This window comes from Longimicrobium sp. (assembly GCF_035474595.1).
Taxonomy (GTDB): domain Bacteria; phylum Gemmatimonadota; class Gemmatimonadetes; order Longimicrobiales; family Longimicrobiaceae; genus Longimicrobium.
This window is the reverse complement of sequence record NZ_DATIND010000080.1, coordinates 52,937-67,655: the sequence shown is the minus strand read 5'-3', so window position 1 is coordinate 67,655 and position 14,719 is coordinate 52,937. Positions and strand designations below refer to the sequence as shown.

The window sequence follows — 14,719 nt, the reverse complement described above, 5'->3', positions numbered from 1 at the left end:
GAGGGAGTTCGCGAAGGCGGACTTTGTGCTGTTGTTGCCGCGAATTCATTCGCCGGGGCCAAAGCTGAGGCCAAGCTGGCCAGGCTGAGACCGGGCCGGCCAGCCCGGGCACGAGCCGGCCCCGCTCATCTCCAGAACCGCGACATGATGCCCACCGCGATGCATGCCGCCTGACGAACGCCGCAACCGCCGCAAGGGCTCGGAGCGCCAGCGCCGGCTGGGGGTGGTGCGCGCGCCCAGCCCGCGCCGCGTGACCCGGCCGCCGCCCATGCACCGGCTGCGGACCTCGCTCGAGGACCCGGTGCGGCAGTTCCAGGCGTCGCTCCTGCTGCTGCTGGCGGTGATGGTGTCGGGCACGCTGGGCTACCACTGGATCGAGCGGCTGGGGTGGCTGGACTCGGCGTACATGACGGTGATCACCGTGGCCACCGTGGGCTTCGGCGAGGTGCGGCCGCTGACGCCCGCCGGCCGCGTGTTCACGATGGGGCTGATCCTGGTCGGCGTGGGCACCGGCGCGTGGGCCGCCACGCGCGCGGTGGAGGTGATGCTGGGGCAGACGCTGTGGCTCTCGGTGCAGAGGAGGCGGATGAGACAGTCGCTCGCGGGGCTGCGCGACCATTACGTGATCTGCGGGCACGGCCGGCTGGGCACGCGCATCGAGCGCGACCTGCGCGCCCGCGGCGAGCCGTTCGTGGTGATCGACTGGGAAGAGGCGATCGAGGAGACCTTCCTGGCCGAGAACATCCCCCACGTGATCGGCGACGCCACGCAGGACGAGGTGCTGCGCACCGCCGGCGTGGAGCGCGCCCGCGGCCTGGTGTCGGCGCTGGACAGCGACGCCAGCAACGTCCTCGCGGTCCTCAGCGCGCGGGGGCTGAACCCCGAGCTGCTGATCGTGGCTCGCGCCAACAGCGAGTCCAGCGAGCCCAAGCTGCGCCGCGCCGGCGCCGACCGCGTGGTCACGCCCGACGCCATCGGCGGGCACCGGCTGGCTTTGGCGCTGCTGCGGCCCGCGGTGCACGACCTGTTCAACGAGATCTTCTCGTTCGGCGTGCAGATCGCCATCGACGTGGGGCAGATCACCATCGAGCCCCAATCGCCCTTCGCGGGGCAGACGGTGGCCGGGTGCGACCTGCGCCGCGTGCGCAACGTGAGCATCCTGGCGGTGCGCGAGCCCGGCGGCGGCTTCGTGCTGAACCCCGACGCCGAGCGCGTGGTGGCCCCCGGCGAGACGCTGATCGTGATTGGCCCCGCCGAGGCGGTGTACGAGCTGGAGGCGATGTACAGCGGGGACTGAGGAAGTGCGGGAGTGCGGAAGTGCGGAAGTGCGAAACTACCGGGGGGCGAATCGAGTAGGGTGGTGCGACGGCCGGCCGGAGGGCGGCGGGCGGACCCACACGATGAAAGGCGAGCGATGAGCGCGGCTGCGACGAAAACGGAGGCGGAGGCCCGGGCACGGACGATCGTGGACCGCTGGGCCAAGACGGCGCTGTTCACCGGCTGGATCCCCGGCGCCAGCATCGCGCTGGGCGCCGCCGACGTGGTGATGATCCGCCAGGTGGGCGAGGCGTTCGGCATCCCCGCGTTCGACGAGGACGCGCTGAAGACGCACCTGGGCGGCGTGCTGGGCTCCATCACCGGCGCCGTGGCGGCCGAGGCCATCGGCGTCATCCCCATCATCGGCTGGGTGGCCAAGAGCGTGACCATGCACTACAAGGCCGAAACCATCGGCAAGGCCGTGATCGACTACTTCCGCGACCGCAGCCCGCTCCCGAGCTGATTGCTAGGATTCAGCGATCATCGAGCAGGCGCAAAACGCACAGAGAGACGTCATCCTGAGGCCGACCACGCTGCAACCAGTGTCCAGACAAGAGGTTGCAGGCCGAAGGATCTATGAGCGAGGTCGCACGTCCGCTGCCGGATTGCACGAGCGATCCGGAATGCGGTATGACGGCAGATGGAGATGGAGATGGAGATGCGAAGAGGGCTCCCGTCGCGGCGGGAGCCCTCTTCGCGTGCGGATGCGGTCAGCGGTGCGAGAGGAACCGGCGCATCCGCTCCTCCACGACCCCCGGATGGGTGAGGAAGATGTAGTGCCGCCCGCCCGCGACCTCGACCACCGTGACGTGCGGCACCTCGCGGCGGAAGCGCTCGCGCTGGCGGGCCAGGATGCGTTCCTCGACGGCGAAGCGCCGCTCCGTGACGGCGCGCTTCTCGTCGTCCAGCTCCGCCATCCACGGATACTTCTCCCCGGCGGTGCGCGGCGCGGCGTAGATGGCGAGCACCGGCGCGCGAATCCGCTTGAATTCGGCACGCCGGGCGCCGCCCCGCAGCTTCTGGTCGGCGGAGTCGACCCGCAGCGTCGCGCCCAGGGTGCCGTCCGGCTCGACGCGGCTGGTGGCGCGCACCTCGGACTCGGGGTAGCCCGGCCCCGCGAAGGCCCGCAGCCACCGCGTCACGTCGGCGGGGACGTTGCGGAAGCCCTCGAACGAGGGGCGCGGGAAGGGACCGTTCAGCCATTCCGGCCCGGCGAACAGTTCCGCGAAGTCCACGCCCGCGTCGAGATACACCAGCCGCTCCACGCGCTCCGGCGCGTGCACCGCCAGCCAGTTCAGCTCGCTGCCGCCGAACGAGTGCGCCGCGAACGACGCCCGCGCGATCCCCAGCGAGTCCAGCACCGCGACGACGTCGGCCGCCAGCGTGGGCGAGTCGTATCCCCCCGCCGGGCAGCACGATGCGCCGAACCCGCGCCGCGTGATGCCGACGACGTGAAAGCCGCGCGTGAACCGCGGCGCGAAGCCGTCGAACACGTGCGCCGTGTTCCCCGAGCCGGCCAGCAACACCAGCGGCGGCCCATCTCCACCCCAGTCCAGCACCTCCAGCCGCACGCCCGGCGCGGTGCGCACCATCCGCGCGGTGTGCGGCGACGGATCGCGCCACGCGGCCGCCCGCGCGGGACGGGACGCGGCGGCCGGGAGAGGGGGAGGACGATGCGGCCCCGCGAGCGCCACGGCGCCGCCGCCGATCGCCATCCCCGCGGCGAGGAGGGCGAGCGCGCGCGTCCTCGTCACGCCGCGCCGGCGTTGGGACCCACCAGGCGCGGCTCGTCGGGCGGCGCTTCGGCCTGGGCGAAGTAGCGGGCGAGCACGGTGGCCAGCCCCGGCGCCAGCGCGGCGACCGAGGCCAGGGCGCGCACGTCGTCCACGCTGTGCGGGCGGGTGTAGAGGACGTCGCTGGCGCGGCGCACCGTCCAGCCGGGGTGCGGGCGCTCCAGCAGCACGATCTCGTCGCCCGCCACCACGTGGCCCTCGTGCAGCACGCGCAGGTACCAGCCGGTGCGCCGCGTCCGCTGCACGCGCGCGGACAGGTCCTTCATCCCCCAGCGCCGCGCGATCTTCCAGCAGGGAATGCGCGGCTGCGACACCTGCACCCGCGCCTCGCCCACCGCCCACACGTCGCCGATGCAGACGCCCGACTCGTCCGCCCCCTCGACCGTGAAGTTCTCGCCGAAGCCGCCGTGCGGCAGGTCGCGGCCCAGCTCCTCGCGCCAGACGGGATAGTGCGCGGCGGCGTAGCACATCACCGCCTTGTCGGGGCCGCCGTGGTGCTCGGGATCGCCCTGCCGGTCGCCGTCCAGGTTGGTCAGGCCGAGCCACACCGGCCCCTCGACGGGCTCCTTGTAGAACGCGGTCGTCCACGGCCGCCCCATCGGCTCGGCCGCGCCGGCGTCACCGTGCTCGCGCGGCAGCGCGACCTGGATGGAGGCGATGCGCATCGTCATGCGGATTCCTCGCTGAGCGCGGGTGCCGCCGCCCCGGCGGGGACGTAGCCGAGGCAGCGGACCACGGGGATGCGCGGGTATTTCGCGAAGCGCGGGTCGACGTCCGAGAGCGTGCAGAGGAAGAAGCGCGAGCCCTTCCGCGTCTCCACGATCTTCACGTTGCGGCAGCTCTCGCAGAGGCCGGCGGGCGGCGCGTACGTGTGGGGCGCGTCCACGGCTCAGCGCGCGGCGGCACGGGCGGAGGCCTGGTCGCGCGCGTCCTTCCACCACGCCTGCAGCGAGTAGCTGAGGAAGAGGAAGACGCCGCCGAAGCCCAGGAACAGCAGCACGCGGAAGAGCGGGTGCAGCGCGGAGAGATCGACCAGGAAGAGCTTGGCGACCACCGCGAAGAGCGTGGCGATCCCCGTCCGCTCCAGCACCGGGCGTCCGCGCCGCAGGCCGACCAGCAGCAGCGCCAGGCCGTACACGCCCCACGCGATGGTCGCCAGCCCCTCGCCGCCGTCGTACGGGCGCAGCTGGCGCCAGATCCATCCCATCAGCGCCACGTGCACGAAGTAGCGATACCCCGTCACCCATCGCCTGCCGCGGAAGAGGAAGGAGGCCACGAAGCCGACGCCGACCACCGAGAGGTCGGCCAGCACGCGCGGCGCGTCCGTATCATCATTCTGCACCAGCCGGAAGAGCATCCACGCCGCGGCCACCAGGAACACGCGGTGCGCCATCCACCGGATCGACGGTCCGCCGCCGCGCCCGGCCAGCCAGTGCAGCGCCAGCGCCTGCAGCGCGAACGCGAAGAGGAGCGCATCGCCGCTGAACGCCGCCACGCACCCGGCCGAGACCAGCATCGACGCGGTGAAGAAGAGCGCGCGGGCGATGCGGTGGTCGGGGCCGTACAATCCCCATCCCGCCAGCGCGTACCCCGCGGCGACCGAGAGCGTCCACCACCCCCACGGCTCCGGCTGGGGATGCCAGATGGCCGCGGCCACGGCCAGCGCGGCGGCGGGGGGGATCAGCGCGAGCGCGTACCAGTGCGCGGTTTCCAGGTGCTTCCAGTGGAACTCGTGGCCGCCCGCGCGCCGCAGCAGCACCACGCGCCGGGCCAGCGGAAGCGCGCCGAGCGCGGCCCAGGCGAACACCGCGGCGGCCTGCAGCACCCAGGCGTCGCCGGGCGTCAGTGCGGGCTCGGGCGGCTGGCGGCGCGCGTAGATGAAGAGCAGCGCCCACCCCAGCGGCATCGCCGTCCACAGCGCCACGCGCCAGCCGCGGCGGAGGTAGACGGCCGCGATCCACGCCAGGATCAGGCAGGTGTAGAGGGCGAAGCCGCGCGGGGTGCCGTACGACACGCCCAGCAGGAGCGGCGTCCCCAGCCCGCCGATGGCGCCGAGCACGGCCAGCGCCGGCGCGTCTCGCCCCAGCGCGAAGCCGAACGCCAGCACGGTGATGCCCACCATCCCCACGAACGCGGCGGTGTAGCCCAGCAGTCCGTACAGGTTGAACGCAGACCACCCGGTGATGTACCACGTGGCCACGCCGCCGCCCAGCAGCACCGCGCCGAAGCGCTGCCGCCGGTCGATGCGCAGCCCCACGAGGAAGAGCACCAGCCCCAGCGCCGCGCCGAACGCCACGCGCACGGCGGGCGTCAGCCACCCCATCTCGATCGAGTAGCGGAAGAGCAGCCCGGTTCCCAGCAGCACCAGCCCGATCCCCAGCCGGTTCAGCCACAGCTGCCCATCCCACTCCAGCTTCGGCAGCCCCGGCCCGCGCCGGTGCGGAGCGGGCTGCGGGGGATGGAGATGCGGATCCGCCGCCATCCCGCCCATCTGAGCGGGCCGCTGCGCCTGCGGGGGGATGAACGGCGCGGCGGGACGGGCGGCGAGCTGGCGATTCAGCTCGTCGACCATGCGCTCCAGGCGCTCGATGCGCTCCTCGAGCGCGCGGGGGTCCTGCGGGTTCATGCGAGCGCCGGTGCGGGTTCCTGGCCGCTGACGAGGCGGTCCTCGCTGTCCTGCCAGTCGCGCACCGCCCGCGGCAGCGGCGGCGACTCGGCGCCGGGGTGGATGGCGTCGGCCATCTCCTGCGGCGCCACGCGGCGCCCCCGCCCGGCGAACTGGATCTTCACGATGCCGTACGCGCACAGCTCGCCGCGGCGGGTGAAGCGCTGCTCCATGAAGAACCAGCGCTCGTCCCACCCCACCAGCCGCGTGCGCAGGTCGTAGCGCTGGAACGGGTTCAGCGCGCGCCGGTAGCGGATGGCGACCGACGCCACCACGCCGGCCCAGCGGTTCCGCCGCATGGCGCCCACCACCCCGGTGCGCAGCAGCAGGTCCACGCGGCCCAGGTCCATGATGGTCAGGTAGCGGCCGTTGTTCATGTGGCCGTTCAGGTCCAGGTCCGTGGGCAGCACGGTGAAGCGCGTCACCGACTCGCCCAGCGGGGAGAGCCGCGATCGGAACAGCGCCGCGACGGCGACCTGGATGAGCCGGAAGATCAGGTTCATGGCGGCGGGAGCCTATCCCTCGGAATCATCGGAAGATGGGATCAATCTAACAGCCCCCGCATCGGCGCGGCACCGAGGCTGGCTGTTTCAAAGCGGACCCCGTCCCCGCCCCGCCACCGGCCACTCCGCCACGAGTTCGTCGCCCCGGATCCCCCAGAGCCGTTCCTGGAGATTGACGGAGACGCAGACGTGGTTCGGCACCACCCGCACCCGGTCGCCCACGCGCGGCCGCCAGTCGGTCCCGGCAAGGTCGAGGAGGCCGTGCTCTTCGGAGACGCCCTTCACCACGACCCCGGGGCGCTCCAGCAGCGCGCCGAAGCCGCCGCCCTCGGCCCGCAATTCCTCGCGCGACAGGGCCTTGGAGCCCGCGTCGACCACCGCCTGCCCGGGCACGGAGGTGCTGACGACCGTCGCCAGCACCGAGTACGCGACCTCGTCCCAGCCGCAGGCGCCGATCTCGGCGGTCGTGCGGTCGTTGAAGATGTTGGTTCCCGGCCGCACCTCCGTCAGCCCGCCGATCTCGTGCGAGCGCCAGAACGTGGGCGTGGACCCGCCACTGACGACCTCCGGCGGCACGCCCGCATCCGCCAGCGCGTCGGCGACGCGGCGGACGGTGGCGGAGAGGTCGCGGAGGGCGGCATCCTGCTCCGCCACGCGGCTGCGGATGTGGCCGGGGTACAGCATCACGCCGCGGTAGTCGACCATCTCCAGCTCCGCCGCCTCGCGCGCCAGGGCAACCGCGTCGCCGGGAGATTGCACGCCCACGCGGTGCATCCCCGCGTCGAACTCGACGAGCACGCCCACGCGCCGCCCCGCCGCGCGCGCCGCCTCCGCCAGCCCGCGCAGGGCCTCGCGCGAGTCGAGGCCCACGGTGAGCCGGACGCGCGCGGGGAGCGCCATCAGGCGGTCCAGCTTGGCGCGGCCGACGGGGGGATACGCCAGCAGCAGGTCGTCCACCGCCGGCGCCATCACCTCCGCCTCGCGCGGGGTGGCCACGGTGACGCCGACCGCGCCCGCGCGCACCTGCTCGGCCGCCAGCGCGGGGATCTTGTGCGTCTTGGCGTGCGGGCGCCACGCCAGCCCGTGCGCGCGGCAGTACTCGGCCGCGCGCCGCAGGTTGGCGTGCATGCGGTCCACGTCGACCACGGCCGCGGGCGTTTCCAGCTCGTCCAGCGTCATTGGATTTTTAGTCATGTTTGTCGCCGAGTAGCTGGCGGATCTGAATCTCAATCTGCTCCATCGCGCCGGGGGCCTCTACCTCGAACTTCTTCCATGCTTCGGGCGTCGGACTCACAATCTCCGTTCCGGACGTACTGGGATCGGCGAGCAATCCAGCTGAGAGGCTGAATACCCGCGAAACAACATTCGCCAGTTGCTGCGGGATCAGTAACTTATATTCACTGAAGTATAAGCCCGCTGATATCAGCGATTTACCAGCCCTGTTCCGTACCTCGTGGTTGCTGGGATATTTCAGAGATATCTCAGTATAGAGTCGAGCTCGCCCAAGCTTGTTGTACAGCCGGATCAGTACCTCGGCACGACGCTCGTAAAGGTGGGCAAACTGAGTTTCTTCCTGAAACCCGGACCGCCGAAGTTCGGCCTTCAGACGCTCGAGTTCACCGGCATACTCAACCTTTACCGATTCGATCTTTCGGGTGATGTCACCAACATCTTCCTTCGTCGCCAGGTTCTTCGCCTTTTCCTGAATGTACCCGGGAAGATAAAGTCGCAGCAGAATTCCCAAGACTCCGATTCCAGCAAGAGCCAACACGTTAAGGATCAGGAGTAGAACGTCCATTCGTCACACCCAAGCCTTTCGGTCGCAGCCAGCAGCGATGTCAGTTGTTAGAAGGGCAAGATCCGGGTGGAGACGGCGGGTGTCCAGCCCTATCCTTCGTTCACGGATGCGCGAAACCCTTCGGCATCCGAGATTGAGAGACCAACGCACTCCGGACGATCCCGATGCCCGTCTCCGACTACGACCGCATCGCCCAGGCGATCCGCTTCATCGAGCAGAACCACCTTCGCCAGCCCACGCTGGACGAGGTGGCGCGGAGCGTGTTCCTGAGCGAGTTCCACTTCCAGCGCCTGTTCCGCCGCTGGGTGGGGATCAGCCCCAAGCGCTTCCTGCAGTTCCTGACCATCGAGCACGCCAAGCGCCGCCTGGACGAGTGCCGCTCGGTGCTCGACGCGACGTACGACGCCGGCCTCAGCAGCCCGGGGCGCCTGCACGACCTGTTCGTCACGCTCGAGGCCGTGACGCCCGGCGAGTACAAGCAGAAGGGCGCGGGACTGCGCATTTCGTACGGCTTCCACGAGACGCCGTTCGGCACCGCGCTGCTGGGCGCCACCGCCCGCGGCCTCTGCTCGCTCGCGTTCGTGGACGAGGGCGGCGAGGGCGAGGCCATCGACGGGCTGCGCGAGCGCTGGGAGCTGGCGGATCTCGACGAGGACGCCCGCGTGACCGCCCCGCTGGCCGCGCGCATCTTCGCGCCCGGCGAGCGCGACGAGCGCCCGATCCCGCTGTTCGTGCAGGGGACGAACCATCAGGTGCGCGTGTGGGAGGCGCTGCTGCGCGTCCCCGCCGGCGCCGTGGTCAGCTACGAGCAGCTCGCCGCCGCCGCGGGGCGGCCGGACGCGGTGCGCGCCGTGGCTGGCGCCGTGGCGCGCAACCAGATCGCCTACGTGATCCCCTGCCACCGCGTGATCCGCAAGCTGGGCGCGTTCGGCGGCTACCGCTGGGGCACCGAGCGCAAGCAGGCGATGCTGTGCTGGGAAGCCGCGCGGGTGCTGGGAGATGCGGGGGAAGAAGGAGAAGATGGGGATCGGGAGAAGATGCAGGCGGCGGGGATGGCGTAGGAGACGGAACTGAAGTGCGAAAGTGCGAGAGTGCGTGGGATCGCGGCGGACCCCGCCACTCTCGCACTCTCGCACTTTCGCACCTTGTTTACGATCCGTACGGCCCGTTCACCGGCCGCTCCGTGAGCACCAGCGGCGCCTTCATCAGCCCCGCCTTGCGCAGGTAGCCGCTGGTGCCGCGGAGCTCGTCGGTGAGCTGCTTCTTCTCGCGGAACAGCATCAGCTGCTGCTCGGGGGCGGCCACGCTCAGCTCGCGCGCGATCTCGGCCAGACGCGCCTGGATGCTGCGCGCGCGGATCAGCTGCAGGCTCCCGTTGAAGAACTGGTCGGCCGGCACCAGCGTGGCCGCCTCGGGGTCGCCGCGCAGCTCCTCGACCAGCGGCAGCACCTCGGGGGGGAACACGTTCAGCCACTCGCCCTCGGCGTCGCGCCGTCCCTCGGCCTCGACCAGCCCTGCGAACACCGCCCCGTACGGCGGGTGGCGGAAGTCGCCGGGCGACAGGTCGCCCGCCGCGCGCTCCACCCACGCCTCGTCGCGCAGCATCAGCAGCAGCAGGATGCGCTCGGGGAGGTGCCGCTCCATCACCGCGCGCGTCATGGCGCCCACGTCCTCGGGGCGCGCGTGGCCGCCGTGGTGCGGCGCGTGCGGCGGCGGTGTGCCCCGGTCGCGCGGCGGCGCACCCGCGCGGCGCTCGTGCGCGGGGGCCTCGGCCGCCTCCTTCTCCAGCGTTTCGCGCGGGACACCGGTCTTCTCGGAGATGCGCTGGATGTACACGCCGCGCATCACCTCGTCGGCGGCGGCGCGCACCGTGGGCAGCAGCGAGTCGATGGCCTGGCGGGTGCCGCGGATGGAGCCGAAGTAGTCCTTGCGCTCCAGGATCTGGATCTTGCGCTCCAGCACGTCGACCGCGTCGTCCAGGTAGCGCTTCAGCGCCGCCGCTCCCTTGCCGCGCACCAGCGAGTCCGGGTCCTCGCCCTCGGGAAGGGTGGCCACCAGGACCTCGACGCCGGCCCGCAGCAGCTCGTCGCCCGAGCGGAAGGTGGCCTTCAACCCCGCCTTGTCGCTGTCGTACAGGAGGATGGCGCGGCCGCAGTAGCGCCCGATGAGCGCCGCCTGCTCCTCGGTCATGGCCGTGCCCAGCGGCGCCACCGCGTTCCCTACCCCATGCGACGCCAGCGACACGTAGTCCATGTAGCCCTCCACCACCAGCGCGGTCTCCTCGCGGCGGATGGCGTTCTTGGACCAGTTCAGCCCGTACAGCGTGCGCCCCTTGCTGTAGACGGGGGTCTCGGGGGAGTTCAGGTACTTGGGAACGTGCTCCTCGGCCTGCCCCAGGATGCGCCCGCCGAAGGCCACCACGCGGCCGGCCAGGTCCACGATGGGGAAGATGACGCGCCCGCGGAACACATCGTACGGCTCGCGTCCGCCCTTGGTCGATTCCTTCACCAGCCCCAGCTCCAGCAGCAGCCAGTCGGGGATGCCGTGGTGGCGCGCCGCGTCGCCGAAGGCGCGCCACTCCTCGGGCGCCCATCCCAGCCCGAAGCGCTCGGCCGGCTCGCGCCCCACGCCGCGCCGCTCCAGGTACTCGCGCGCGCCCTTCCCGCCCTCTTCCTCCCACAGCTGGCGGCGGAACCAGTCGCGGGCGAACTCGTTCACCTCGTAGTAGTGCCGGTGCGGGTCTTCCTCGGGGCGCTCCTCGCGCTCGTCGGGCACCTCGATCCCCACGCGCGCCGCGGTCCAGCGGATGGCGTCGGGGTAGCTCATCCCCAGGTGCTTCATGAGGAAGGTGTAGACGGTGCCGCCCTCGCCGCACACGAAGCACTTGTAGAACCCCTTGGCGGGGTCGACCGAGAAGTTGGGCCCCTCGCCGCCGTGCAGGGGGCACGGCCCGCGGAAGGTCCGCCCGGAGCGCTTGAGGCGCGTGTGCTCCGAGAGGATCTCCACGATGTCCGCGGCGTCGCGGATCTGTTCGACGAGGTGGTCGGGGATCGGCATCAGGGTACTTCGGGGGACAGGGAACAGGGCTCAGGGGACAGCCACCAACGGCGCCCGGTGAATGGCTTCTCCGCCCGCTCCCTGCTGCCCGTCCAATCTAACGCATCGGAGGCCGGATCGTACTTCCGGATCCAGATTTCCAGACTTTGATGATCTGCTGGTACCGCTGCGAGTGGCCGGCATCCGCGCCGCCCTCTCCCCGCGCCTTGGAGCGCTCGCCCTCTCCCGTACCGGGCGAGGGGGCCGTCCAGCATCGGCGTGCCCTGCAACCTCTGGTCACACCTATGTTTCGGTGTGCCGGAGATGCATGCAAGCTACCTCTCCCGGTACGGGAGAGGTGGACGGCCTAAGCCGGCCGGAGAGGGCGCGAGGCCGGAGGACGCGCTCCACGACCCGGCACTCAGCACTCAGCACTCAGCACTCAGCACTCAGCACTCAGCACTCAGCACTCAGCACTCAGCACTCAGCACTCACTACTCAGCACTCAGCACTCCCGCACTTCACCCGAACTCCACCACCGTCACCCCCGTCCCCCCCTCGAACAGCTCGCCGGGGCGCGCGGCAGAGATGCGGCGGTCGGCCTTCAGCAGATCGCGAACGTGGGCCCGCAGCGCGCCGGTACCCTTGCCGTGGATGATGCGGAAGCTGGGAAGCCCGGCCAGGATCGCGTCGTCGATGGCGCGCCCCAGCGTGGTCTCCACCTCGTCCACCCGCATCCCGCGCAGGTCCACCTCGGGGCGCGCCTCCACGCTGTGCACGAAGTAGCCGCTGGTGGCCTTCCGCTTCTCCGGCCCCTGGTCGCCCGGCGGAAGCGGCGTCAGGTCGTCGCGCGGGAGGAGGAGCCGCATGGCGCCCGCCTCCACCATCGCCTTGCCGTCGCGCAGCTCCACCACGGTTCCCGTGCGCCCCAGCGACTCGATGCGCACGCGCACGCCCGCCTCCAGCTCCGCCGCCTGCCGCCGCGGGGTCGACGCCGTCCCGCTCCGCTGGCGGCGCTCGGCGGGCGCCTTCTCGCGCTGGCGCTTGGCGGCTTCCTCTACCCGCCGCCGCGCGGTCTTCGCGGCCTCGTCGAGCCCCGCCTGGTCGGCGGCGCCGCGCACGTCGCGGATGGCGGCCTCCACCTCCTCGCGCGCCTTCAGCAGCAGGTCGCGCGCCTGCTGGCGGGCGCGGCGCTCGGCGTCCTTCTCGCGCTGCTTCAGGTCGCGCTCGCGCTCTTCCAGCTCCCGCTGCAGCGCCTCGGTCTTCGCCCGCTCGCGCTCCAGCTGCGCGGTGGTCGAGTCCAGCCGCTGCTCCTTGGCCTCCAGCTCCAGCAGCAGCCGGCCCACGTCGCGCTCGCCCTGCGGCATGGTGGCCTCGGCCGTCTCCAGCACGCCTTGAGGGAGGCCCAGTCGGCGCGCGATCGCCAGCCCGTACGAGCGCCCGGGGACGCCCTTCACCAGCCGGTAGGTGGGCACCAGCCGCTCGGCGTCGAACTGCAGCGAGGCGTTCACGATCCCTGGCTCCTGTGCGGCCAGCAGCTTCAGCTGCCCCAGGTGCGTGGTGGCCACGGTGAAGCAGGAGCGCCGCGTGAGCTCGGTCAGCACGGCGGCGGCCAGCGCGCCCCCCTCCACCGGGTCGGTGCCGCTCCCGGCCTCGTCGGTCAGCACCAGGCTTTCGAAGCCGGCGCCCTCCAGCGCCTCGCGCAGGTTCTTCAGGTGCGCGCTAAAGGTGGAGAGCGACGCCTCGATGCTCTGCTCGTCGCCGATGTCGGCGAACACCTCGCGGAACACCGGCAGGCGCGTGCCCTCGCTCACCGGCGGGATTACCCCGCTCTGCGCCAGCAGCGAGACCAGGCCGATAGCCTTCAGCAGCACCGTCTTCCCGCCGGTGTTGGGGCCCGAGATCAGCAGGGTGCGCTCGCGCCCGTCCATCATCAGGTCGAACGGCACCACGTCGCGGGTGCGCGCCAGCAGGATGGGGTGGCGGCCGTTCACCACGCTGTAGTGCTCGGTGCCGGCGGGGAGCATGGCCGGGCGCCGGCCGTCCACGCGCAGCGCATAGCGGGCGCGCGCGTACAGGCTGTCGAGCGCCACCAGCGCGTCGAGCGTGGCCAGCAGCTCGGGCTGCAGCGGGCGGAGGCGGTCGGTGAGCTCGCGCAGGATGCGCAGCACCTCGCGCGCCTCCTCGGCCTCCAGCTCGCGCAGGCGGTTCATGGCCTCGACGGCCAGTGGCGGCTCCACGAACAGGGTGGCGCCGGTGGCGCTCTCGTCGTGCACGATGCCGCCCACCTCGCCGCGCCCCTCGCGGCGCACGGGGATCACGTAGCGCCCGTCGCGCACGGTCACCGAGGCATCGGCCACGCGGTAGTGTTCGGGGAGCGAGGCCATGTACCCCGCCAGCCGCTCCACCAGCCGCCCGCGCACCGTCCTGATGTCGCGCCGGAGCCGCGACAGCGCGGGCGAGGCGTCGTCGCGCACCGCGCCGTCGTCGCCGATGGCGCGGGCGATGGCGCTCTCCTCCTTCTCCGCGTCCAGCAGCCCGCCGGCGACGAGCGCCAGCAGCGGGAAGCGCTCGGCCCCGCCGCCCGCCAGCAGCGCCCGCCGCGTGGTGCGCGACGAGGCCAGCAGGATGCGCAGGTCGCGCAGCTGCCCGGCCTCGAGCACCGACCCCTCGATGCGCAGCCGCCGCACCGCCCCGCGCGCATCGGGGATGGGGGGGATGGACCACCCGCTGTCGCCGCCCAGGAAGGCGCGCATCTCGTCCACGCGCTCCAGCTCGGGGACGATCCACCCCAGGTCGGCCGAGGGCTCCAGCGCGCGCACCGCCTGCCCGCCCAGTTCGGACGCGGCATTGCGGGCGACCAGGTCCAGCGCCTCGCGGTACTCCAGGACGTTCAGGGCGTGCGGATTCATCGGTCGGCGGCGCGGCGTGCGGGATTCGGGTCCAAGCCACGAAAGCTAACCCCGCCGGGCGCCCTCGTGGAAGCACGCCGGTACACCCGCGCGCCGCCGCCGGTGCCGTTCGGGCACGCCATCCCAACCTAACTTCTCTTCCCCGCAGGCCCTGCTCCGCACTCTTTGCCACCGAGGCCACCATGCGCCGGATGGCGATAGCAATCTGTATACCGAATATATCCCGAAAGCAGAAGAGCGGGAAGATGCGATTCGGAGTGGAGCGCTGCATCAGTGCACGTCCGCGGCGCCGCGGCCCTCTCCTCCCGCCCCCTCCCCCAAAAACTGCCTGGGGGAGGGGGAGACCTCATCGCGAGGAGAGGCTTCCCGCAAATAAGGAATCATCTTGCCCGCCTGGCTGCCCCCCTCCCCCGGCCCCTCCGCCCGCTCCGCGGGGGAGGGGAGAACTCACCGCGGGGAGAGCCTTCGCCGCACGCCGCGATGCGGGATCGGGCCTCGCATCCCACACCGCTCGACGAGTGCGACGTCGTCCGAGCGCCGCGATCGAAGTTACCCCCTCCCGTTATCGGCCCCGTTATCGGGAGGAGGTACGCGGCCCCAGCCGCGGGGGGAGGGCTCCGGCGGGCACGGCGGCGAAGCGGGCTCCGCGCGATCAGGAAGAGGCTCCGGGCGCGCACCCGCGTGAGGGATGCGCG

12 protein-coding genes are annotated in these 14,719 nt (G+C 71.9%); 3 read left to right on the top strand and 9 right to left on the bottom strand.

The genetic code is table 11. The features are described 5' to 3' along the window. The first annotated feature begins 163 nt into the window (after window positions 1-163). Together VLK66_RS13645 and VLK66_RS13640 are read left to right on the top strand one after the other, a co-directional pair. On the top strand, window positions 164-1,297 hold the full coding sequence (locus tag VLK66_RS13645) for a potassium channel protein (RefSeq protein ID WP_325309983.1): 1,134 nt from the start codon (window positions 164-166) through the stop codon (window positions 1,295-1,297). A gap of 117 nt (window positions 1,298-1,414) precedes the next feature. Beyond that, the gene (locus tag VLK66_RS13640) at window positions 1,415-1,780 is read left to right on the top strand and encodes a hypothetical protein (protein WP_325309982.1); all 366 of its coding nucleotides are present in this window, start codon (window positions 1,415-1,417) and stop codon (window positions 1,778-1,780) included. A gap of 247 nt (window positions 1,781-2,027) precedes the next feature. On the opposite strand, the gene VLK66_RS13635 is transcribed toward VLK66_RS13640, so the two are convergent. The 7 genes from VLK66_RS13635 to VLK66_RS13605 form a co-directional block, all read right to left on the bottom strand. Further along, complete coding sequence (locus VLK66_RS13635; RefSeq protein WP_325309981.1) at window positions 2,028-3,071, bottom strand: alpha/beta hydrolase; 1,044 nt, start codon at window positions 3,069-3,071, stop codon at window positions 2,028-2,030. Then, window positions 3,068-3,781, bottom strand: a complete 714-nt coding sequence (locus tag VLK66_RS13630; RefSeq protein WP_325309980.1) for an MOSC domain-containing protein — start codon at window positions 3,779-3,781, stop codon at window positions 3,068-3,070. The genes VLK66_RS13635 and VLK66_RS13630 overlap by 4 nt, the downstream gene beginning before the upstream one ends. Then, on the bottom strand, window positions 3,778-3,996 hold the full coding sequence (locus VLK66_RS13625; RefSeq protein ID WP_325309979.1) for a hypothetical protein: 219 nt from the start codon (window positions 3,994-3,996) through the stop codon (window positions 3,778-3,780). The genes VLK66_RS13630 and VLK66_RS13625 overlap by 4 nt, the downstream gene beginning before the upstream one ends. Window positions 3,997-3,999: 3 nt before the next feature. After that, complete coding sequence (locus tag VLK66_RS13620) at window positions 4,000-5,736, bottom strand: DUF2339 domain-containing protein (RefSeq protein WP_325309978.1); 1,737 nt, start codon at window positions 5,734-5,736, stop codon at window positions 4,000-4,002. Further along, on the bottom strand, window positions 5,733-6,278 hold the full coding sequence (locus VLK66_RS13615; RefSeq protein WP_325309977.1) for an acyl-CoA thioesterase: 546 nt from the start codon (window positions 6,276-6,278) through the stop codon (window positions 5,733-5,735). The genes VLK66_RS13620 and VLK66_RS13615 overlap by 4 nt, the downstream gene beginning before the upstream one ends. An 87-nt stretch (window positions 6,279-6,365) precedes the next feature. Further along, window positions 6,366-7,472 (bottom strand): alanine racemase, encoded by a 1,107-nt coding sequence (locus VLK66_RS13610; protein WP_325309976.1) that lies wholly within the window; start codon window positions 7,470-7,472, stop codon window positions 6,366-6,368. Further along, window positions 7,465-8,022 carry a hypothetical protein gene (locus VLK66_RS13605; RefSeq protein ID WP_325309975.1) on the bottom strand — a complete coding sequence of 186 codons (558 nt, stop codon included), beginning with the start codon at window positions 8,020-8,022 and terminating at the stop codon, window positions 7,465-7,467. Before VLK66_RS13605 ends, VLK66_RS13610 begins: the two co-directional genes overlap by 8 nt. 218 nt (window positions 8,023-8,240) lie before the next feature. Here VLK66_RS13605 and VLK66_RS13600 point away from each other — a divergent pair, with 218 nt between their 5' ends. After that, window positions 8,241-9,137, top strand: coding sequence for a methylated-DNA--[protein]-cysteine S-methyltransferase (locus VLK66_RS13600; protein ID WP_325309974.1), 897 nt, complete (start codon window positions 8,241-8,243; stop codon window positions 9,135-9,137). Window positions 9,138-9,225: 88 nt separating this feature from the next. On the opposite strand, the gene dnaG is transcribed toward VLK66_RS13600, so the two are convergent. Beyond that, complete coding sequence (dnaG, locus tag VLK66_RS13595) at window positions 9,226-11,133, bottom strand: DNA primase (RefSeq protein ID WP_325309973.1); 1,908 nt, start codon at window positions 11,131-11,133, stop codon at window positions 9,226-9,228. Window positions 11,134-11,633: 500 nt separating this feature from the next. Continuing rightward, a complete protein-coding gene (locus VLK66_RS13590) occupies window positions 11,634-14,024 on the bottom strand; it encodes an endonuclease MutS2 (protein WP_325309972.1) in 2,391 nt (796 codons plus the stop codon). Window positions 14,025-14,719 lie beyond the last annotated feature (695 nt).

Bases quoted from the DNA above. Each gene is read 5' to 3' on its own strand.
- dnaG (WP_325309973.1), bottom strand. From the start codon at position 11,133: ATGCCGATCCCCGACCACCTCGTCGAACAGATCCGCGACGCCGCGGAC.
- VLK66_RS13600 (WP_325309974.1), top strand. From the start codon at position 8,241: ATGCCCGTCTCCGACTACGACCGCATCGCCCAGGCGATCCGCTTCATC.
- VLK66_RS13630 (WP_325309980.1), bottom strand. From the start codon at position 3,781: ATGACGATGCGCATCGCCTCCATCCAGGTCGCGCTGCCGCGCGAGCAC.
- VLK66_RS13615 (WP_325309977.1), bottom strand. From the start codon at position 6,278: ATGAACCTGATCTTCCGGCTCATCCAGGTCGCCGTCGCGGCGCTGTTC.
- VLK66_RS13620 (WP_325309978.1), bottom strand. From the start codon at position 5,736: ATGAACCCGCAGGACCCCCGCGCGCTCGAGGAGCGCATCGAGCGCCTG.
- VLK66_RS13645 (WP_325309983.1), top strand. From the start codon at position 164: ATGCCGCCTGACGAACGCCGCAACCGCCGCAAGGGCTCGGAGCGCCAG.
- VLK66_RS13590 (WP_325309972.1), bottom strand. From the start codon at position 14,024: ATGAATCCGCACGCCCTGAACGTCCTGGAGTACCGCGAGGCGCTGGAC.
- VLK66_RS13640 (WP_325309982.1), top strand. From the start codon at position 1,415: ATGAGCGCGGCTGCGACGAAAACGGAGGCGGAGGCCCGGGCACGGACG.
- VLK66_RS13610 (WP_325309976.1), bottom strand. From the start codon at position 7,472: ATGACTAAAAATCCAATGACGCTGGACGAGCTGGAAACGCCCGCGGCC.